This window comes from Candidatus Pelagibacter sp. HIMB1493 (genome assembly GCF_052047995.1).
Lineage (GTDB): Bacteria > Pseudomonadota > Alphaproteobacteria > Pelagibacterales > Pelagibacteraceae > Pelagibacter.
The window spans coordinates 702,888-722,395 of sequence record NZ_JBNAIP010000001.1 but is presented as its reverse complement, the minus strand read 5'-3'; the positions used below and the strand labels follow the sequence as shown (position 1 = coordinate 722,395).

Here is a 19,508-nt window from a genome sequence, read left to right as displayed (position 1 = left end):
AATATCAATGAAAAAAAAATTATTTTCAGCTATGGGCTTAATGAGCGGTACATCTATGGATGGAGTCGATGTTTCAATAATTAAATCTGACGGATATGATGAGGTAGAACTAATTTTTGATCAATACTTTGAGTACGATATTGATCTCTATAGGCAATTATCAACTTTAAGAGACAAAATTAAAAGTAGTGAAGATTTGACAAAATATTCTAAGGAATTGAGTGATTTGGAGAGAGCTTTAACTATTTTTCATGCTGAAAAGATCAGCAAAATAGCATTAAAAAATGGAATAGAAATTGATTTTATAGGTTTTCATGGTCAAACGATTTTCCATAACCCTCAAATTAAAATTACTAAACAACTAGGTGATGGCAATTTGTTATCTCAATTATTAAAAAAACCAGTAATTTATGATTTTAGACAAGCAGATATTGATAACAATGGTCAAGGAGCACCTCTAACACCAATTTACCACAGATTAGTAGTTAATAATTTTTTAAATAAAGAAAAAAATAATTCAGCTCAACCTATTTGCATTGTTAACATTGGAGGAATATCTAATGCTACAATAGTAAATGATATATCCAATAATATAGAAAATGATTTGATTGCTTATGATATTGGTCCAGGCAATTGTTTGATAGATGAATGGATCAGGAATAATTCAAATTTTACCTTTGATAAAGATGGTAAGATTGCAAAATCTGGAAAAATTGATCAATTAATTCTAAATCAAGCAATAGATAATTTTAAAATTGAAACTTATTCAAAATCACTTGATGTAAAAGAATTTGATATATCTTTTGCAAGAGGTTTATCTTTAGAAGATGGGTGTTCAACAATTACAGAATTCACAGCATACTTGATTGCAGAAGGAATAAAATTTTTAAATAAAAATAATTCTAAAAAATATTTATTTTGTGGGGGAGGTCGAAAGAACAAATTTTTGATTGAATCAATTATTAGAAATTCAAATTTAAATAAGAATAATTTTGATATGATAGATAATTTTCAGCTGAATGGAGATTATATTGAGTCTCAAGCGTTTGCTTATTTAGCTATAAGATCTAAATTAAATTTACCAATTTCTTTCCCAAATACGACAAGATGTAATGCCCCGGTCATTGGAGGCAAGTTAGCAAATAATTATTAATATAAAGCTGTTTCTTTTTTTATATATTTATCCAAAGTTTTTGTTAAAGCATCATCAGTTTTAGAAAAGAAATGATTTGCTTCAGTTATTGTTTGGAATTCAACTTTAATACCTTTTTGAGCGCTTAATCTTTTATCTAATTCAGTAATATATTCTACTGGCACTAATTCATCTTTTTTTCCATAAACAACCATCCCAGATGTTGGACATGGAGACAAAAAAGAAAAATCATAGACATTAGGTTGTGGAGATATGGCTATAAATCTATTTATTTCCGGTCTTCTCATAAGCAGCTGCATTGCAATCAAAGAACCAAAAGAAAATCCTGATACCCAACATTGCGAATTATCAAAATTTTCTCTTTCCAACCAATCTAGTGCTGCTGCAGCATCTGCCAGTTCACCTTGACCATTATCAAATTCTCCATCACTTTTCCCAACTCCTCTAAAGTTTACTCTACAAACTGAAAAATCATTTTCCATGAATGTATGAAATGTATCTACAACTACTTTATTATTCATAGTTCCCCCATACTGCGGATGAGGCTGTAGAACTAATGCAATAGGAGAAGTATTTTTTTTACTTTTATAATATTTAGCTTCTAATCTACCAGCAGGTCCAGGTATAAAAATTTCTAAAATTTTATTATCCATATATGCAATTGATTATTGTTCTCAAAAAAAAGGTACGTTTATCACAACTGAGCGACAAAATGGTAGTCTTTTTTTACTTTATAAACTTGACCATTTTAGTCGGGTATGTATAAAAACCCACATTTTAAGGGTAAAAATGAAACTAACATCAAAAGGAAGATATGCCGTAATGGCATTAGTAGATCTAGCAAGGTTTGATAATATCAATCCTGTATCATTAAGAGATATTTCTTTAAGACAAGGAATTTCATTAGATTTTTTAGAGCAAATATTTTCAAAACTTAAAAAAAATCAAATTGTGAAAAGTATTAGAGGTAATCAAGGAGGTTACATTTTATCAAAAGATCCAAGTGAAATAAAACTTACAAATATTTTCAATGCAGTAGATGAAAAAGTTAAAACTGTTCAGTGTAAAAAAGAATCTAAAAAAGGTTGTAATGGTAAAGCTACAAAATGTATTACACACAATCTATGGGATGAACTTGAGGTTCATATTAATACTTTCTTTGAAAATAAAAGCTTAAACGACTTATTAAAAAATAATAAAGAGAACAGAGTATAGTATGGATAGTAGACAGAAAGAAATAGATAGTTTGAAAGATTACAAATATGGTTTTTCAACAGATATAGAAAATACAAAAGCCCCTAAGGGTTTAAATGAGAATGTAATAAAATTTATCTCTAATATTAAAAAAGAGCCTCAATGGATGTTAGATTTTAGATTAAAAGCTTTTGAAAGATTTAAACAATTAAAAGAGCCTGATTGGCAGAAACCAAAATATCCTAAAATAGATTATCAGAATCTTTACTACTACTCAGCTCCCAAAAGCATGAAAGATAAACCAAAAAGTTTAGATGATCTTGATCCTAAATTATTAGAGACATATAAAAAATTAGGAATTCCTCTTCAAGAGCAAGCAAGATTAAATGGTATTGCTGTTGATGCAGTTTTCGATTCTGTTTCTGTTGCAACTACTTTTAAAGAAGAACTTACTAAGCAAGGAATTATATTTTGCTCGATGTCTGAAGCTATTCAAAAACATCCTGAATTAGTTAAAAAATATCTTGGATCAGTTATTCCTACAACTGATCATTTTTTCGCAACTCTTAATTCTGCAGTTTTTACTGATGGCTCATTTGTATACATTCCAGAAAATGTTAAATGTCCTATGGAACTGTCTACTTACTTTAGAATCAATGCATCAGAAACAGGACAATTTGAAAGAACATTAATCATAGCTGATAAAGGAAGTTATGTAAGCTACCTAGAAGGATGTACAGCTCCAATGAGAGATGAAAATCAATTACATGCAGCTAATGTTGAATTAATTGCTCTTGATGATGCAGAAATAAAATATTCAACAGTTCAAAATTGGTATCCAGGGGATAAGGATGGAAAGGGCGGTATTTATAATTTTGTTACTAAAAGAGGATTATGCAAAGGTAAAAATTCTAAAATTTCTTGGACCCAAGTAGAAACTGGTTCAGCAATTACTTGGAAATATCCAAGTTGTATTTTGAAAGGTGATAATTCAGTAGGTGAGTTTTATTCTATAGCAATTACAAACAATCATCAAAAAGCTGACACTGGAACTAAAATGATACACTTAGGAAAAAACACAAAAAGTAAAATAATTTCAAAAGGAATTTCAGCGGGTAAATCAGATATGATGTACAGAGGATTAGTAGATATATCTTCAAAAGCTGATAATTCTAGAAACTTTACCCAATGTGACTCTTTATTGATGGGTAATAAATGTGGAGCTCATACAATTCCTTATATCAAGAACAAAAATCTTAAATCAAATATAGAACATGAAGCAACAACATCAAAAATAAGTGATGAACAGCTATATTACTGCAATCAAAGAGGATTAAACCAAGAAGAGGCAGTTAGTTTAATTGTCAACGGTTTTTGTAAAGAAGTTCTACAGCAGCTACCAATGGAATTTGCAGTAGAAGCACAAAAACTTGTAGGTATTAGTTTAGAGGGGAGTGTTGGGTAGATGTTATCAATAGAAAATCTTAAAGCAAAGATTGATGAAAAAGAAATATTAAAAGGTTTAAATTTAGATATTAAACCAGGAGAAGTTCATGCAATTATGGGTCCAAATGGATCTGGAAAAAGCACATTATCAAATATTTTGTCAGGCAAAAAAGGTTACGAAATAAATGGTAAAGTTACATTTGATGGAGAAAACTTATTAGAATTAGAAACAGAAGAAAGAGCTCATAAAGGAATTTTTTTAGCGTTTCAATATCCAATGGAAATACCAGGTGTTAATACAAATACTTTTTTAAAAACTTCAATAAATGCAATTAAAAAAGCTAGAGGCGAAAAAGAACTAGATGCAATTGAGTTTTTAAAATTAATAAAAGAAAAATCTGCAGAGCTTAAATTTGATGAAAAAATTTTAAACCGACAACTTAATGTTGGATTTTCAGGTGGAGAAAAGAAAAAAAATGAAATTTTACAAATGTCTATCTTAAATCCAAAATTATCAATTCTAGATGAAACAGATTCAGGATTAGATATAGATGCTTTAAGGATAGTTTCAGAAGGGGTTAATTCACTAAGAAATAAAAACAATTCTTTTCTAATTATAACTCACTATCAAAGATTATTAGATTATATTAAACCTGATTTTGTTCATGTTCTTAAAAATGGACAAATTATAAAATCAGGTGATTTTGAATTAGCAAAAGAATTAGAAAAAGTAGGTTATGAGGATTTTAATTAATGCAAAATGAACTTAAATTAAATTTTGATAAAATTATTAGTCTAAATAATTTTTCTGATAGTCAGAAAAAAATTAAACAAGAAAATTTTAATAATTATTTTGAAAAAGGTTTACCAAATAAAAGAAATGAGGATTGGAAATTTTCAGATATAAATCAAATTATTTCAAAAAATTTTGACAATTTAAACTTTATTGTTGATCACAAAAAAGTTTTTGAAGAAAAAGATTTTCCACTAGATTTTGAACATAATAAAATAAGTTTTGTTGATGGAAAATTATATGATTTTGATTTTAAACATGAAGACAAAGATAAAATCTTAGTTGATCAAAATTTAGACTTAGATGATACTATTTATCAAAATACTCTTTTAAATTTGAATTCAGCATTTCTTACTAGTGTTTCGAATATTACTATTAAAAAAGGTTACAATGTTAAAAAACCATTGATTTTATTTAATTATTTGAGTGATGGTTTAAAATCTTCTGCAATTAATTCTAGAGTAGATATTAATTTAGAAGATGACAGTTCATTATGTGTAGTTAATTTTTTAAATGAAAATTCTGAAAAAAATTTCATTAATTTTAGACAAAAAATTAATATTGGAGTGAATTCAATTTTAAAAAATTATAGTCTAGATTCAAATACTTCGGAAAATATAAAGTATTTCAACAAAGATATTAATTTATCTAAAAATAGTCATTTAGAATATTTTATCTTGTCAGAAGGTTCTAAATTTATAAAACAAGACATAAATTGCAGTTTAGATGATGAATATGGTTCTATTGCATTAAATGGAATTATCAATTTAGAAAATGAAAAACATCATGAAATAAAAACTGTAATTAATCATAAAAAAGAAAATTGTAAAAGTTATCAATTAATTAAAAGTGTATTGAATGATAAATCAAAAGGTATTTATCAAGGTAAAATTTTTGTAAGTCCTGAAGCACAAAAAACAGATGGATACCAATTAAGTAGAGCTTTATTGTTAAATGAAAGTGTTGAATTTAATGCGAAACCAGAATTAGAAATATATGCAGACGATGTTAAATGTTCACATGGATCTACATCAGGAAATATTGATGAAAATTCAATTTTTTATTTAATGTCTAGAGGTCTCAGCTATTCAGAATCAAAAAAATTATTAACAAATGGTTTTCTTAACGAGGTAATTGAAAAAATTTCTAATGAAGATGTTAAAAAATTAGTTAAAAAATTATCAGGTATAAATGTATGAACATAGATCAAGTTAAAAAAGAATTTCCAATATTTGATGAGAAAATCCAAAATAATGATTTGGTTTATTTAGATAGTGCAAATTCATCACAAAAACCAAAAGTAGTGGTAGATAGAATTAATGAATTTTATACCAAACAATTTTCTAATGTTGGTAGAAGTGTTCACTATCTTGCGGTTGCTGCAACAAATTTATATGAAAATACTAGAACATCAGTTCAAAAATATATTAATGCTAAAGATAAAAATGAAATAGTATTTACTAAAGGTGCTACCGAAGCATTAAACCTTGTTGCTAATACATTGGGTCAAAATCATTTAAACGAAGGTGATGAAATATTAATTACCGAATTAGAACATCATTCAAATTATGTACCTTGGCATTTTTTAAGAAAATCTAAAAATATAAAAATTAATTTTGCAGAAATAAATGAAGAAGGAGAAATTACACTAGAAGAAGTTGAAAAGAAAATTACTCCTAATACAAAAGTTATTTCAATTACTCATTTATCAAATGTGACTGGAGCAATATTACCAGTAAAAGAAATTACTGATTTAGCACATTCAAAAGGAATAATAGTTGTTGTAGATGGTTGCCAAGGAGCTCCTCATTTAAAGCTAGATATGCAAGACTTAGATTGCGATTTTTACGCAATTTCTTGTCATAAAATGTATGGCCCTACAGGATTGGGGGTTCTTTATGGTAAGAAAAAGTGGTTGGATGAACTTCCTCCTTACCAAGGCGGTGGCGGAATGATTAGAGAGGTTAAAAAAGATAGAATTACCTATGGTGATTTACCTAACAAATATGAAGCTGGAACTATGGCTACAGCGCAAGTTATTGCTTTTGATCAATCAATTAAATTTCTGGAGAGCGTAGGTATTGAAAATGTTATGAAACATGAAGCAGAATTAGTTGAGTATGGCCAAGAATTATTAAAAAAAAATAATTCAGTAAAATTAATTGGAAATCCAAAAAATAAAGGTGGAGTTTTGTCTTTCACTTTAGAAGGTGTGCATCCTCATGACATCGCAACAATTTTAGATGAAGACGGAGTTGCAATAAGAGCTGGTCATCATTGCTGTCAAATTTTACATGACAAACTTAATATACCAGCGAGCGCACGAGCTTCCGTTGGAATATATAATACTAAAGAAGATTTAGATAAACTTAATGATGCAATAAATAATTGTAAGAAAATATTTAATTTAAAATGAATTTAAAAGAATTATATCAAGAAATAATTTTAGAGCATGGAAAAAATCCAAGAAACCTTCGTAAGACAGAAGATTTTAATAAAGATGCCAAAGGTAACAATCCACTGTGTGGTGATAACGTTCATGTCTATTTAAAATTAAATGGTCAAAGAATTGTGGAAGATATTTCATTTGAAGGTAGTGGTTGTGCAATTTCCATGGCTTCTGCATCAATAATGACTGATTTAATTAAAGGCAAAAATGAAAATGAAGCAAAAGAAATTGTTGAAGATTTTTTGGGGATGATTAAAGAAAATCCTGAGCTTAAATCAGAAAATCTTAAAGAAGATGAAAAAACAAAACTAATGTGTTTATCTGGAGTAAAACAATATCCAATGAGAGTAAAGTGTGCCACACTATCTTGGCATACACTAGTCTCAGCTTTTGATAATAAAACTGATGAGGTTAAAACAGAAAATTAATTATGTCTAAAAAAGATCAAATTATTGAAGAAATTAGAAAAATTTATGATCCTGAATTACCAGTGAATATTTATGAACTAGGTTTGATTTATGATATTAAAGTTGAGGATGATAAATTTGCAAAAATTAAAATGACTTTGACTACTCCTAATTGTCCAGTTGCTGAAAGTTTACCTAAAGAAGTTAAAGATGGCGCAATGCAAGTTGAGGGTATTGAGGACGTTGATCTTGAATTAGTTTGGGACCCACCTTGGAATAAGGACATGATGTCAGAAGCTGCAAAACTGGAGTTAAATTTATAATGAATCCAATTATTAAATTAAGTGATAATGCTGTGGAAAGAATTAAAGAAATTATGTCTAATGCAGAAAAAGACTCTTTAGGTGTAAGAGTTTCAGTTAAATCAGGGGGTTGTGCTGGCATGTCTTACGTCATGGAGTATACCAAAGAAGTAAATCCAAATGATGAAGTCATTGAGGAAAAAGGTGTGAAAGTATTTGTCGATTCTGCAGCTATTATGTATTTGCTTGGAACAGAAATGGATTACAAAAAAGAAGAGCTATCTTCTTCGTTTGTATTTAATAATCCCAACGAAACAGAAAGATGTGGATGCGGGGAATCCTTTAAAATCTAGCAAAAGTTGAATATTCCCATTTAACGCATATCAGTATTGCATCATACGCATACCTAGTATATATATTTAGGTATGAACAAATTTGAATTTAAAAATCTTGTTAAAAACCTAAAAGATACAATTAAAGAAAGAACATTCTTTAAAGATTTACGTAAAGAAGTTGAGACCGGTGCAAACGGTACTCAAGATTACGTTGTTAAAAAAGGTATTAACAAAGATACAATTGCAACAACCAGACAGTAATTAAAAATTAACTACTGTAATACATCTCAAACTCTACAGGATGAGGTGCGTGTTCAAATTTATGAATTTCCTCAAACTTAAGAGCTATATAAGCATCGATTTGGTCGTCAGTAAATACACCACCTTGAGTTAAAAACTCTCTATCCTTATCTAAACTTTCCATTGCTTCTCTTAAAGATCCACAAACGGTTGGTATAGCTTTTACTTCTTCTGGTGGCAATTCATATAAATCTTTATCAAAAGACTCACCTGGATGTATTTTATTTTTAATTCCATCAATACCTGCCATTAACATTGCTGCAAACGTTAGGTAAGGATTACCTGCTGCATCTGGAAATCTAATTTCACATCTTGCACCTTTTTTACTTAAAGTAATTGGAATTCTACATGATGCCGATCTGTTTCTTGCAGAGTAAGCTAATAATACTGGAGCTTCAAAACCAGGGATTAATCTTTTGTAACTATTTGTTGTAGAGTTAGCAAAAGCATTAATCGCTTTAGCATGTTTTAAAATTCCACCAATATAGTGTAATGCAGTTTCTGAAAGTCCTGCATATGCTTCACCTGAAAATACAGGAGTATCACCTTTCCAAATAGATTGGTGAATATGCATACCTGAACCATTATCACCTGCAACTGGTTTTGGCATGAAGGTTGCAGTTTTCCCAAATGAATGTGTTACCATTTGAACTACATACTTATAAAGTTGAACGTTATCTGCTTGGTCAACCAAAGTTCCAAAATACATACCAAGTTCATGTTGACTTGGAGCAACTTCATGGTGGTGTTTTTCAACTTTGATACCAACTTCTTTTAAGTTTTTTAAATATTCACCACGCATATCTTGCTCACTATCAACAGGTGGCACAGGGAAATAACCCCCTTTAATTTGAGGTCTATGACCCATATTTCCATTTTCATATTCTTTACCTGAATTATATGGACCTTCTTTACTATCTATTTTAAATCCACTTTCATTCATATCATTTTTAATTCTTACATCATCAAAAACAAAAAATTCTGGCTCAGGTCCAAAAAACGCTTTATCACCAATACCTGATGATTTTAAATATTCCTCTGCTTTTTTTGCAACTCCTCTTGGATCTCTTTCGTAAGGATCTTTTTTGATTGCATCTAAAATATCACAGAACAAAACTACAGTATTATGAGACGTGAAAGGATCCATGAACATTCTTGCAGTATCAGGTTTTAAAATCATGTCAGATTCGTTAATTGCTTTCCATCCAGCAATAGATGAACCATCAAAAAACACTCCTTCATTAAGCATGTCAGCATCTACTATTGATGCATCCATAGTTAAATGTTGAAGTTTTCCTCTTGGATCAGTAAATCTTAGATCTACAAATTCTGCTTCTTTCTCTTTAATAAATTTTAAAACGTTTTCTGCACTCATTTTGTCTCCTATGTAATTTTGATGGAGCCTAATTAGCAAAAAAAAGTTAAAAAATAATGCTTATTTAATAAATAACACCTATGCATTTTTTACATAAGTAGTGTATCTACTCAATCAAATTAGGGAATTTTATAAATTCAATGGAATCAATACTAAATAAAGAACCGGTAAAAAGGGCAGAAAAAGCTCTTAAAACATTCGATCAAAATTTAAATGTTATCGTCTTAGAAAAAACAGCAAGAACAGCCAATGATGCTGCTACAGCTTTGGGTTGCAATGTTGGTGCTATTGTTAAAAGTTTACTTTTTAGGGCAGGTGACAACTATATATTAAGCTTGGTATCCGGAGACAAGCGTTGCTCATTAAATAAGTTAAAAAAAATTCTTAATGAAAAAGACGTGTCCATGGCATCCCCAGAAGCTGTTAAAGAAAATACTGGATATACAATTGGAGGAGTGTCACCAGTAGGTCACTTAAAGCAATGTAAAATCTTTATTGATAAAAGTCTAGAGAGATTCCCAGATATATTTGGAGCAGCTGGACATCCAAATGCTGTTTTCAAAATAAATTATAATAAGTTAATTGAAATAACAAACGGATCACCAGAAGATATTATTGAATGAGAGAACCAAAACTAATTGATTATAGTTTATTAACGTTGTTAGCGTTGATTTGGGCATCTGCTTTTTTTAATATTAAAATTGCAACCTATTCATTTGGTCCTGTTACAATTGCATTTCTAAGAGTTTTTTTTGGTTCAATTCCAGTTTTACTACTTTGCTTTTACAAAGAAATTAAAATCGAGGCATTTTCAAAAGATTGGTATTGGTTTGCAATGATTGGATTTATAAATTTAGTAGCTCCATTTTTTTTAATAGCATATGGAGTTAAATCTGTTCAAAGTAACTTAGCAGCAATTTTAATGTCATCAACTTCACTTAGCTCAGTAGTGCTAGGACATTTTTACACCAAAAATGAAAAATTTAATTTAATTAGAACAACAGGAGTTCTAATTGGATTTTCAGGAATAGTTTATTTATTTTCAGATAATTTATTAATTAATGAAAATAACTTTACTTCAGCATTATTAATTTTGTTAGGTGCTACTTGTTATGTAATTGGAGGTCTTTTAACATTAAAAATAAGTAAGAAAAAAAATGAAAATGTAACCAGTTCAATTTTGATTTGGGCTACTATTATATTATTACCTTTAGTATGTTTGATTGAACAACCTTGGAAAACTGTTCCAAGATTAGATTCTACTATTTCAGTTATTTATCTTGGGTTGGTATCTACTGGAATTGCTTGGTTATTGAGATTTAGAATTTTAGTTAACAATGGTTTAATTTTTCAATCTCAAGTATCTTATTTAATTCCAATATTTGGTACCATTTTAAGTTATATCTTTTTAAAAGAATTAATAACAACGAAAGTTATAATTTCATTGATAGCAGTTATTATAGGTATCTATTTTGTAAGAAAAGGTACAAAATTTAAATAATATTTTTTATTGCCTCTATATGTGAAGGCCGAGTTTCACAACATCCTCCAAGAATAGTGGCTCCATTTTCTTTAAATTTTTTTGCAAAAATTGATATTTTTTCAGGATCTAAATCTTTTTTTTGACCTAAAAAACTATTGGGGTTCGATCCATCATTTTCTTTATACTGAGAAGTATAACCACCTGTTGGTTTAGTTGTGATAAATCCATTTAATTTGAAACCAAATGGAACATTAAGTTTTTGAATTTCATCTAAATTATTCTCATAATTTTCAGGCGAAACACATGCTAGAATTACTCCTAGGCAATTTTCAGTAATTATTGAATTAATTTCAGAAATTTTTTCTCCACTTGGTAAAGAGTTTCCTTCAGAAATATGAACCCCAGCTAAGTACGGTTTATTAAATTTCTTAATAGCTTCTATTCCACATCTAATTTCTTTGATACTGCTCCAGACATCAAAATAGAAAAAATCTACTGAGGGGTTTAGTAATTCTGCTAATTCTGAATGATCCTTTGTGATTTCTTTTTCACTTCTCTTGTCTTCTTCATATGTCAAATCTTGAGGCGGGAGTCCTCCTGCAATCTTAATGCGTGGATTATTTAATTTAGCTTTTTGTGCAATTTCACAGGCTTTCTGATTTAAGAATTTAAATTGATCTTCTATTCCATTTTCTCTCAATCTTTTTCTTCTCGTTGTAAAAGTTGTAGTTACAATTACATCAGCTCCAGATTTAATAAAATCATTATGAATATTAAGTATTAAGTCGTGGTATTTTTCCTCAATTAAAGCATTTGCACTCCACAAAGTTCCCTTGGGCTCCATACCTCTGGCCAATAATTCTTGACCCATTCCACCATCTAAAATTTTTGTTGTTTTAAAAAAATTTTTATCCATCTTATCCTCACTTTTTTAGTGCTTAAGCTACATGCAGGTGCACAATATAGTTCAACTACCTTGCTAATTAGATCTATTGGGAATTTCCATTTTAGCAGTTTATGCCCGCAATAGGATCAAATCGGCAATTAGATTTATATAATATTATTAAAATTTGTAAATTATTTATTAAAAATTATTTTAGCATTGAAAGAAAATGATCTTCTTTCTTCCTCAATATTAAATGGGTAGGCTGTATGCATTAAGTAATTGGGAAATATTAAAAGATCACCTGTTTTTGGTATCAAATTAAAAATACTTTTTGAAAGAAAAGCTTTTTGCCCATTAATAAAGTCAATCGTACCATTGGTTTTTATTGTTTTATTTTTAACATTTTTATTTTCTGTCATATGTTTTGGAATTTTTAAATAACCAACACCTGATAAATCTCCTTCATGATAATGCATAGGATTGTACTCATTTTTGTATTGGCTAACGACCCATAGGTTTAAAATTTTAATTTCTTTAATTTTTTTAATATTTTCTTTGTTTAGAAAAATTTTAATATTTTTTATTAATTCTTTTTCCAAATTTTTTTTTATAAAACTTTTAGAAATTTGAACTTCTTTTCTAATTTGACTTGCTAGTTTTGGACTATAATCATTTGATTTTGAGAAGATTTTTGTAACAACTTCCTTGTTAATTTTTTCTAAAAATTTTTTAGAAATTTAAGATTTTCCTATTGAAGGCCCAAATGGTTTAAAATTTTTCATGAGAGATTAAATATATCAAAAAATAATTAATTCAACTTATGCTATAAGTGTTATGCCCATCCTTATAGCAACAAAAATTACTAAGAATGCAGTCATCAGGGCTAATATTTTGTTAGATAGGAATTTTATATTTAAAAAACTTCCAATTTGACCACCAATTAAGACAGCAATAAATAGTGGCCAGTAATTTAAAAATTCATTAAAAACTATTTCCTTTGTTAATTGTCCACCTATACCAAAAATTGAATTCACTAAAATAAACAAGGATGCAGTACTTGTTATATGTTTTGGAAGCCCTGCTTTCATCAAAAATAGTATAGGACTTAAAAATATCCCACCACCAATTCCAACTAAACCAGATATAAAACCAATTATTGATCCTATTAATATTGATAAAACTAGGGGTATTTTTTTAATAACAATTTCTTGTTTGTTAAAAGATTTGCTTTCAATAAGTAAAAAAATTCCAGCTAATATTAAAATGAAGAAAAGTAAAATCTCAAATAAATTTTTTTCAATTGAGATAGATGCTCCGATAAAAGCAAAAGGTATAGAACCAATTAAATAAGGACAAAGTAAATTAAAATTAATATTCTTAGATTTTAAAAAATTTATAGAATTTCCAGAAACTACAATAATATTACAAATCAAAGCTAAAATTGGAAAAATATAGTAAGGGACATCCCAAATTAAAAGTAATGCAAGGTAAGTAGAGCCACCACCAAATCCTATACTTGAATATAATACTGCAGTTATAAAAAAAAATATTGTAAGTATAATCATTAAAAAAATTTATTTATGATTGTAAATATAGCTTTACTAACTGTAACAGATACAAGAACAATTGATAACGATAAATCTGGTGCGATCTTGGTTGAAAAAATTAAAGAGGCCAATCATCAATTAATTGACAGAAAAATTTGTAAAGACAATAAAGGAGATATAGTTAAAATTCTAAAAGACTGGACTAATCATAAAGATATTGATGTTATCATTACAACTGGTGGCACAGGTTTAACTGGAAGAGATATTACACCCGAAGCTGTTGATGAAATAGCAGATAAACATATTCCAGGATTTGGCGAAGTTTTTAGGACTATTAGTTTAAAAACAGTTGGTACGTCTTCAATTCAATCTAGAGCTTGTGCAGTTCTATCAAATGGTAAATATATATTTGCCTTACCAGGATCCTCAGGAGGAGTAACAGATGCTTGGGACGGTATCCTTAAACATCAATTAGATATTAATCATAAACCTTGTAATTTTGTCGAATTGTTTCCTAGACTAAAAGAGAAATAAAAAAATATCTCATTATTTTTCCAAAACTCACAAGCAATAAAAAAATTAAAAATTTAATTCTCATCGTTCCAGCAATAAAAGTAATTGGATCACCAATAATTGGAACCCACGCAAATAACAAAGACCATTTACCATACTTTTTAAACCACCTGGATGATCTATCAATTTGTGTGTTAGTAAAAGGAAACCATTTTTTATCTTGAAATTTCAAGAAATAAATTCCTAGAAACCAATTGAAGATAGATCCTAAAATATTTCCAAAACTTGCAAAAAATATTAACAAAAATTTGTTGTAAGTTTCTGATAACAGATAAGTTGCTAATATAGCCTCAGATGAAAAAGGAAGTATTGTTGCAGCTAAAAATGAAACAATAAATAGACTTAAATAAGCAAACATTAACTTGAATTGAATAGAAAGTTATTTTTGGTATTTTTCTTTCCATTCAGAGTAGGGCATTCCATAAATATATTGCCTTGCATCAAGATCTGATATTTCTACTCCTTTTTTTTCAGCTTCTTCTCTGTACCATCTAGACAAACAGTTTCTGCAAAATCCAGCTAAATTCATTAAATCAATGTTTTGAACGTCTTTTCTTTCATCTAAATGTTTCATTAATCTTTCAAGTGTAGCTGATTGAATTTCTTTTTTTAAATTATCATCCATAATTTACGTTCCTATTTTTAATTCTAATTCTTACAGCAAGTAAAACAAGTATTATTACCAAATATATTAGTGGTCTAAAAAAAATTGTTTTAGATAACCATATATAATGAAGAGCTCCAAATATCGCTATTACGTAAATTAATCTGTGTAATTTTTTCCAATTATTTTTAAGCAACTTCATCATCATTTGAGAAGATGTAATTGCCAATGGAAGTAGTAATACCCATGCTGCAAATCCTATAAAAATGTATTTTTTTTTCAGAACATCATCAATTATCGGCTGTAAATTAAATCTATAATCTAAACCTACGTAAGTAAGGAGATGAAGAGATGCATAAAAAAAAACAAACAATCCCAACATTCTTCTAAAACTTATCCAAATATTTAAATTAGTTAGCCTTTTAAGTGGCGTCATGCTTAATGTGAGACAGATAAATATTAAAGTCCACTCTCCAGTAAAATGAGTAATTTCTTTTACAGGTTCTGGCCCAAGTTTATTGAAGTATATTTTATAAAAAATTAATAAAAAAGGAATTGTACTTAAAATAAATACACCTGGTTTAAAATATTTTCTCATTAAAAATATTTTTTTAGATCCATCCCTGTATATAAATTTGCAACTTCATCTCCATAACCATTAAACATGAGCGTTTTTACTCTTGGCACCCAAATATCTTTACCAATTATTCTTTCTGTTGCTTGAGACCATCTAGGATGATCTACATTAGGATTAACATTAGAGTAAAATCCATATTCTCGTGGAGATGCCCACATCCATGATGAAGTCGGCATTTTTTCTACAAATTTTATCTTAACAATTGCTTTTGCACTTTTGAAACCATACTTCCAAGGGATAAATATTCTCAGAGGCGCTCCATTTTGATTTGGAAGCTTTTTACCGTACAAACCTGTTACAACTGTAGTTAAAGGGTGCATTGCTTCATCAATTCTTAATCCTTCTTTATAAGGCCAATTCAAAACCGGATATCTTTGACCTTTCATTTGTTCAGGATCATAAACACTTTCAAATTCAACATACTTTGCTTTGCTAGTTGGGTTTACTTTTGACAATAATTTACTTAACGAAAAACCCATCCATGGAATTACCATTGACCATCCTTCTACACATCTTAATCTGTATATTCTTTCTTCAGAGACAAATGTTTCGGTTATTTCTTCCATAGAAATTTTGATAGGTTTTTCAACTTCTCCTTCAATACTTAGTGTCCATGGTGATGTTTTAAAATTTTGTGAATTAACATAGGGATCACTCTTTGAAGTACCGAACTCATAATAATTATTATAAGTTGTTATGTCTTTGAAACTTGTAAGTTCATTCCTATCATCAGCTTGAGATTGACTTGCAAAAGGAATTGTGGCTAATGCTAAAGAACTTGCACCATACCCAAGAGATTTAACAAAAGATCTTCTATTTTTATAAATTTTCTCTGGTGTTATTTCTGAGTATTTAATTTTTTTCATGAATAATAGGATTTCCTTTTAACCAATCACTTTGATTATTTGTGTAATGTTCTTTTTTCCATATAGGAGACCTTTTTTTAATTTCTTCAATTATATATCTTGATAGTACATAAGCCTCATCTCTATGCTTGCACGCAACTGCTATAATAATACTAATTTCGCCTAAGTTTAAGTAACCTTTGGCATGTTCAATAAAAACACTCTTATTCTTTATGTTTAGTTTTTCTTCTGCCTCACTATAAATTTCTTCAAAACTTTTTATTACCAAAGCATCATGGCTATCATATGTAATACCTAAAACACTTTTATTATTATTTTGATTACGAACTGTGCCACTAAAAATTAATGAAGCTCCAAAATCATTAGATGCTATAAATTTTTCAGCATCAATTAATGATAATTTTTTAACTTTACTATCTACAATGTCAGTATGAAGCATTAACCTCCTCCAATTGGAGGTATGATACCAATTTTTTCATTATTTGTGATTTTATAATTGTCGCTAACAATATTATTTTTTTCCGAACAAAAAGCTGAAGAGTTAATGATTTTTATATAATTTTCATTTCCATTAAATTTCTGATCTACATATTGAATTATTTTATTCCTTATATCCTTGATTGTTGTTTTTTGACCTAGATCTAGTTCTAATAAATTTTGGTCATTAAAATCTCTTGCGGCTCCAAACAACTCAATTTTAACTTTCATAAATTTTAGAAAAAATCTTTTAAAAAATTCGGAAGTCCATCTGGATTTTTCCATAATCCAGTTTTTCCGCCTTCTTTAATTAATAATTTTACATTATCTATTTTTAGATGAGGATTTACAATTTTGCTTAAATCGTAAATTGTAATCAGAGCTGCATTTACACCCATTATTGCTTCCATCTCCACACCTGTTTTGGCATAAGCGCAAACCGCACAGTATACTTCTAGTGAACTATCTTCTTCATTCATTATGATTTTAGTAGCCGTATGATCTATTGGAAGAGGATGACACAAAGGTATTAATTCACTTGTTTTTTTAACACCTAATACTGCAGAAACTTCTGCTAAAGTAATTGGATCACCCTTAGGCATCTTTTTATTTTTAATAAGTTCAAATACCTCTTTGCCAACATAAATTTTTCCTGATGCCAAAGCTCTACGGAATGTTTCTTTTTTTTCAGAAACATCAATCATTTTAAATGAATTTTTTTCAAAAATTTCCTTTGCCCAGTTTTTTAAATCGTTATTAGTTACAATCTTTAAATTTTTCATTTTATCCACCTGTTGTTGATAGATTTTTTGTTAATCCTGTTTCTCCTATTTCAAGATAGTGAGATTCTTTTTTATAATTTAATTGTTTCAAAATTAAATCTTTCAGTTCTTCAGTTTGGTCATCTCTTTGCATCAAGTGTCTAATATTTATTCCAGTATTTCCAAATAAACACAATCTTAAATCACCTTTGGCAGTTATTCTTAGTCTGTTACAACTCTTGCAAAAATCTTTTGAGTAGGGTGCAATAACACCAAATTTTCCTTTGTATTCAGGATTTATATAATTCTTGGAAGGACCAGCATCTTTACCAAATGTTTGAATTACCCAATTATTATTATTTAAATAATTTGTAAATTTATTTGCAGACACATGATACTGATTAAAATAATCTAAATTATCTCCAGTTTGCATTAATTCTATATATCTAAAATCAATTTGATTATTTTTTATAAAATTAGCCCAACTTTTAAAATCTTCTTCTTTATCATTAACGCCTCTAAGAAGGACTGCATTAACTTTAATATTTTTAAAATTTAGTTTTTGTAATTTTTTAATTCCTTCTAAAATTTCATTTAATCTATCATGTCCAGTAATTTTTCTAAAAGTCTTTGGATCAAGACTATCAATACTTATATTTATACCATCAAGACCACTCTTATTTAAATCATCTGCAATTCTATCTAAGTGATATCCATTAGTAGTAATTACAGTTTTTTTAATACCTGAATTTTTTTTAATTATTTTAATTATATCCAAAAAATCTTTTCTAACTGTAGGCTCTCCTCCAGTTAATCTTATTTTAGATACACCTAATTCTGATAAAGCTTTTGCAAGTCTTCCAATTTCTTCTTTAGTGATAAAAGTTCTGTTATCACTTTTATCTATCTTATAACCATCAGGTAAACAGTAGCCACATTTAAAATTACACACATCAGATATTGACAATCTTATGTATGAAAACCTCCGCCCAAAACTATCTTTGAGAATATTCATATGATATATTGAGTATTATTTCTTAAATAATCTATGAGTCAAATTTTAAATGATAATGAGATCAAACTATTTAAAAGAGATGGAGCGGTATTTTTAAGAAATAAATTTGATATCAAATGGATTGAGCTTTTAAGATCTGGAATAAATAAAGCAAAAAATAATCCAAGCCCCAGGTTTACTAATCATACCACAGATCCAAATTTACCTTGTTATTTAGAGGATTTTTGGACATGGAACTTACATAAAGAATTTGAGAATTTTGTTTTTAATTCACCTACAGCTAAAATTGCCTCTGAATTACTAGATGCTAAGCAGATTAATTTAGTAATGGATAATTGGTTTTTTAGAGAAGCTGGCTCTACATCTAAACCACCATTTCATCATGATATTTCTTATTTTGATTTTGAAGGTTCAATGTGTGTTTTGTGGATACCTCTTGAACCAGTAAGAAAAGAAGATTCTATAGCTTGGATAAAAGGCTCTCATTTGTGGGATAAATTATTCCTAAGAACTCGTTTTAAAGACGGTCATAAAGTTGATGGAGCAGAAGGAGTTGTTAATGGTGTTAAGTATGAATTAACCCCAGATATAATTTCTAATAAAGAAAATTATGAATTTTTAGAATGGGATTTAGAAGTAGGAGATTGTGTATATTTTGATATTAGGACTTTGCATGGAGCTTTACACGAAACTACTCCAAAATCAGATGTAAATAGATTTACACTTAGAATGGCGAAAGAAAATTCAAAAATAATTTATAGAGGTGATTGGGCTAGAGAAGAAAGATCAATTATGGAAGCTAATGGATATAAAAATGGTGATGATTTAAGTGGTAAAATGTTTCCTACTCTTTATGAACTTACTTCTAATTAAGTATAAAGTTTACTGATATTTTAACTTTTTAA

The 19,508-nt window shown here is 28.5% G+C and carries 27 protein-coding genes and 1 riboswitch; of the genes, 14 read left to right on the top strand and 13 right to left on the bottom strand.

Annotated elements, in window-relative coordinates; genetic code table 11:
* The first annotated feature begins 7 nt into the window (after positions 1-7).
* Positions 8-1,153 (top strand): anhydro-N-acetylmuramic acid kinase, encoded by a 1,146-nt coding sequence (locus ACTTBK_RS03945; protein ID WP_440618648.1) that lies wholly within the window; start codon positions 8-10, stop codon positions 1,151-1,153.
* Here ACTTBK_RS03945 and ACTTBK_RS03940 read toward each other — a convergent pair.
* Entirely contained in the window at positions 1,150-1,794 is a 645-nt protein-coding gene (locus tag ACTTBK_RS03940; protein WP_440619478.1) for an alpha/beta hydrolase, read from the bottom strand. The two genes, ACTTBK_RS03945 and ACTTBK_RS03940, sit on opposite strands and share 4 nt — an antisense overlap.
* A 148-nt stretch (positions 1,795-1,942) precedes the next feature.
* On the opposite strand from ACTTBK_RS03940, the gene ACTTBK_RS03935 reads away from it, so the two are divergent.
* The 9 genes from ACTTBK_RS03935 to ACTTBK_RS03895 all read left to right on the top strand — a co-directional run bounded on the left by ACTTBK_RS03935 (position 1,943) and on the right by ACTTBK_RS03895 (position 8,340).
* Complete coding sequence (locus tag ACTTBK_RS03935; protein ID WP_440614619.1) at positions 1,943-2,368, top strand: Rrf2 family transcriptional regulator; 426 nt, start codon at positions 1,943-1,945, stop codon at positions 2,366-2,368.
* 1 nt (position 2,369) lies between these two features.
* Entirely contained in the window at positions 2,370-3,812 is a 1,443-nt protein-coding gene (sufB, locus tag ACTTBK_RS03930) for a Fe-S cluster assembly protein SufB (RefSeq protein ID WP_440618647.1), read from the top strand.
* Positions 3,813-4,547: a Fe-S cluster assembly ATPase SufC gene (gene sufC, locus ACTTBK_RS03925; RefSeq protein WP_440618646.1), complete on the top strand. Its 735-nt coding sequence runs from the start codon at positions 3,813-3,815 to the stop codon at positions 4,545-4,547.
* Positions 4,547-5,785 carry a Fe-S cluster assembly protein SufD gene (gene sufD / locus ACTTBK_RS03920; RefSeq protein WP_440618645.1) on the top strand — a complete coding sequence of 413 codons (1,239 nt, stop codon included), beginning with the start codon at positions 4,547-4,549 and terminating at the stop codon, positions 5,783-5,785. The genes sufC and sufD overlap by 1 nt, the downstream gene beginning before the upstream one ends.
* Positions 5,782-7,002, top strand: coding sequence for an aminotransferase class V-fold PLP-dependent enzyme (locus ACTTBK_RS03915; protein ID WP_440618644.1), 1,221 nt, complete (start codon positions 5,782-5,784; stop codon positions 7,000-7,002). Before sufD ends, ACTTBK_RS03915 begins: the two co-directional genes overlap by 4 nt.
* Positions 6,999-7,463 carry a Fe-S cluster assembly sulfur transfer protein SufU gene (gene sufU / locus ACTTBK_RS03910; protein WP_262589517.1) on the top strand — a complete coding sequence of 155 codons (465 nt, stop codon included), beginning with the start codon at positions 6,999-7,001 and terminating at the stop codon, positions 7,461-7,463. The genes ACTTBK_RS03915 and sufU overlap by 4 nt, the downstream gene beginning before the upstream one ends.
* 2 nt (positions 7,464-7,465) lie before the next feature.
* Positions 7,466-7,765 carry an SUF system Fe-S cluster assembly protein gene (locus tag ACTTBK_RS03905; protein ID WP_075506523.1) on the top strand — a complete coding sequence of 100 codons (300 nt, stop codon included), beginning with the start codon at positions 7,466-7,468 and terminating at the stop codon, positions 7,763-7,765.
* The gene (locus ACTTBK_RS03900) at positions 7,765-8,097 is read left to right on the top strand and encodes a HesB/IscA family protein (protein WP_440618643.1); all 333 of its coding nucleotides are present in this window, start codon (positions 7,765-7,767) and stop codon (positions 8,095-8,097) included. Before ACTTBK_RS03905 ends, ACTTBK_RS03900 begins: the two co-directional genes overlap by 1 nt.
* A 72-nt stretch (positions 8,098-8,169) precedes the next feature.
* Positions 8,170-8,340 (top strand): hypothetical protein, encoded by a 171-nt coding sequence (locus tag ACTTBK_RS03895; RefSeq protein ID WP_428080472.1) that lies wholly within the window; start codon positions 8,170-8,172, stop codon positions 8,338-8,340.
* A 7-nt stretch (positions 8,341-8,347) separates the two neighbouring features.
* Here the strand turns inward: ACTTBK_RS03895 and glnA are convergent, their stop codons facing one another.
* Positions 8,348-9,754, bottom strand: coding sequence for a type I glutamate--ammonia ligase (gene glnA / locus ACTTBK_RS03890; protein WP_440618642.1), 1,407 nt, complete (start codon positions 9,752-9,754; stop codon positions 8,348-8,350).
* Positions 9,755-9,894: 140 nt separating this feature from the next.
* Here glnA and ACTTBK_RS03885 point away from each other — a divergent pair, with 140 nt between their 5' ends.
* Both ACTTBK_RS03885 and ACTTBK_RS03880 read left to right on the top strand, forming a co-directional pair.
* A complete protein-coding gene (locus tag ACTTBK_RS03885; protein WP_075506526.1) occupies positions 9,895-10,377 on the top strand; it encodes a YbaK/EbsC family protein in 483 nt (160 codons plus the stop codon).
* Positions 10,374-11,255, top strand: a complete 882-nt coding sequence (locus ACTTBK_RS03880) for a DMT family transporter (RefSeq protein ID WP_440618641.1) — start codon at positions 10,374-10,376, stop codon at positions 11,253-11,255. Before ACTTBK_RS03885 ends, ACTTBK_RS03880 begins: the two co-directional genes overlap by 4 nt.
* Here ACTTBK_RS03880 and ACTTBK_RS03875 read toward each other — a convergent pair.
* The 3 genes from ACTTBK_RS03875 to ACTTBK_RS03865 form a co-directional block, all read right to left on the bottom strand.
* Positions 11,248-12,153: a homocysteine S-methyltransferase family protein gene (locus tag ACTTBK_RS03875; protein WP_440618640.1), complete on the bottom strand. Its 906-nt coding sequence runs from the start codon at positions 12,151-12,153 to the stop codon at positions 11,248-11,250. The genes ACTTBK_RS03880 and ACTTBK_RS03875 overlap by 8 nt on opposite strands.
* Positions 12,154-12,160: 7 nt before the next feature.
* Positions 12,161-12,223: riboswitch (SAM riboswitch) on the bottom strand.
* A gap of 91 nt (positions 12,224-12,314) precedes the next feature.
* On the bottom strand, positions 12,315-12,722 hold the full coding sequence (locus ACTTBK_RS03870; protein WP_440618639.1) for a putative 2OG-Fe(II) oxygenase: 408 nt from the start codon (positions 12,720-12,722) through the stop codon (positions 12,315-12,317).
* A 219-nt stretch (positions 12,723-12,941) separates the two neighbouring features.
* Positions 12,942-13,688, bottom strand: coding sequence for a sulfite exporter TauE/SafE family protein (locus ACTTBK_RS03865; RefSeq protein ID WP_440618638.1), 747 nt, complete (start codon positions 13,686-13,688; stop codon positions 12,942-12,944).
* A gap of 15 nt (positions 13,689-13,703) precedes the next feature.
* On the opposite strand from ACTTBK_RS03865, the gene ACTTBK_RS03860 reads away from it, so the two are divergent.
* Positions 13,704-14,204, top strand: a complete 501-nt coding sequence (locus ACTTBK_RS03860; RefSeq protein WP_075506531.1) for a molybdenum cofactor synthesis domain-containing protein — start codon at positions 13,704-13,706, stop codon at positions 14,202-14,204.
* Here ACTTBK_RS03860 and ACTTBK_RS03855 read toward each other — a convergent pair.
* From ACTTBK_RS03855 to moaA, 8 genes are read right to left on the bottom strand one after another with little or no spacing between them, the layout of a single operon-like run.
* Entirely contained in the window at positions 14,185-14,601 is a 417-nt protein-coding gene (locus tag ACTTBK_RS03855) for a YqaA family protein (RefSeq protein WP_440618637.1), read from the bottom strand. The genes ACTTBK_RS03860 and ACTTBK_RS03855 overlap by 20 nt on opposite strands.
* 21 nt (positions 14,602-14,622) lie before the next feature.
* Positions 14,623-14,868, bottom strand: coding sequence for a DUF1244 domain-containing protein (locus ACTTBK_RS03850; RefSeq protein ID WP_440618636.1), 246 nt, complete (start codon positions 14,866-14,868; stop codon positions 14,623-14,625).
* Positions 14,861-15,445 (bottom strand): sulfite oxidase heme-binding subunit YedZ, encoded by a 585-nt coding sequence (locus ACTTBK_RS03845; protein WP_440618635.1) that lies wholly within the window; start codon positions 15,443-15,445, stop codon positions 14,861-14,863. The genes ACTTBK_RS03850 and ACTTBK_RS03845 overlap by 8 nt, the downstream gene beginning before the upstream one ends.
* Positions 15,445-16,350, bottom strand: coding sequence for a protein-methionine-sulfoxide reductase catalytic subunit MsrP (msrP, locus tag ACTTBK_RS03840; protein ID WP_440618634.1), 906 nt, complete (start codon positions 16,348-16,350; stop codon positions 15,445-15,447). Before msrP ends, ACTTBK_RS03845 begins: the two co-directional genes overlap by 1 nt.
* A complete protein-coding gene (locus tag ACTTBK_RS03835; RefSeq protein WP_440618633.1) occupies positions 16,337-16,789 on the bottom strand; it encodes a molybdopterin synthase catalytic subunit in 453 nt (150 codons plus the stop codon). Before ACTTBK_RS03835 ends, msrP begins: the two co-directional genes overlap by 14 nt.
* Positions 16,789-17,058 (bottom strand): molybdopterin biosynthesis protein MoeD, encoded by a 270-nt coding sequence (locus ACTTBK_RS03830; protein WP_262589501.1) that lies wholly within the window; start codon positions 17,056-17,058, stop codon positions 16,789-16,791. The genes ACTTBK_RS03835 and ACTTBK_RS03830 overlap by 1 nt, the downstream gene beginning before the upstream one ends.
* A 5-nt stretch (positions 17,059-17,063) precedes the next feature.
* Positions 17,064-17,609 carry a cyclic pyranopterin monophosphate synthase MoaC gene (gene moaC, locus ACTTBK_RS03825; protein WP_440618632.1) on the bottom strand — a complete coding sequence of 182 codons (546 nt, stop codon included), beginning with the start codon at positions 17,607-17,609 and terminating at the stop codon, positions 17,064-17,066.
* Position 17,610: 1 nt separating this feature from the next.
* Positions 17,611-18,603, bottom strand: a complete 993-nt coding sequence (moaA, locus tag ACTTBK_RS03820) for a GTP 3',8-cyclase MoaA (protein ID WP_440618631.1) — start codon at positions 18,601-18,603, stop codon at positions 17,611-17,613.
* Between the two features lie 33 nt (positions 18,604-18,636).
* Between moaA and ACTTBK_RS03815 the strand changes: the two genes are divergently transcribed.
* Positions 18,637-19,476 carry a phytanoyl-CoA dioxygenase family protein gene (locus ACTTBK_RS03815; protein WP_440618630.1) on the top strand — a complete coding sequence of 280 codons (840 nt, stop codon included), beginning with the start codon at positions 18,637-18,639 and terminating at the stop codon, positions 19,474-19,476.
* The last annotated feature ends 32 nt before the right edge of the window (positions 19,477-19,508 follow it).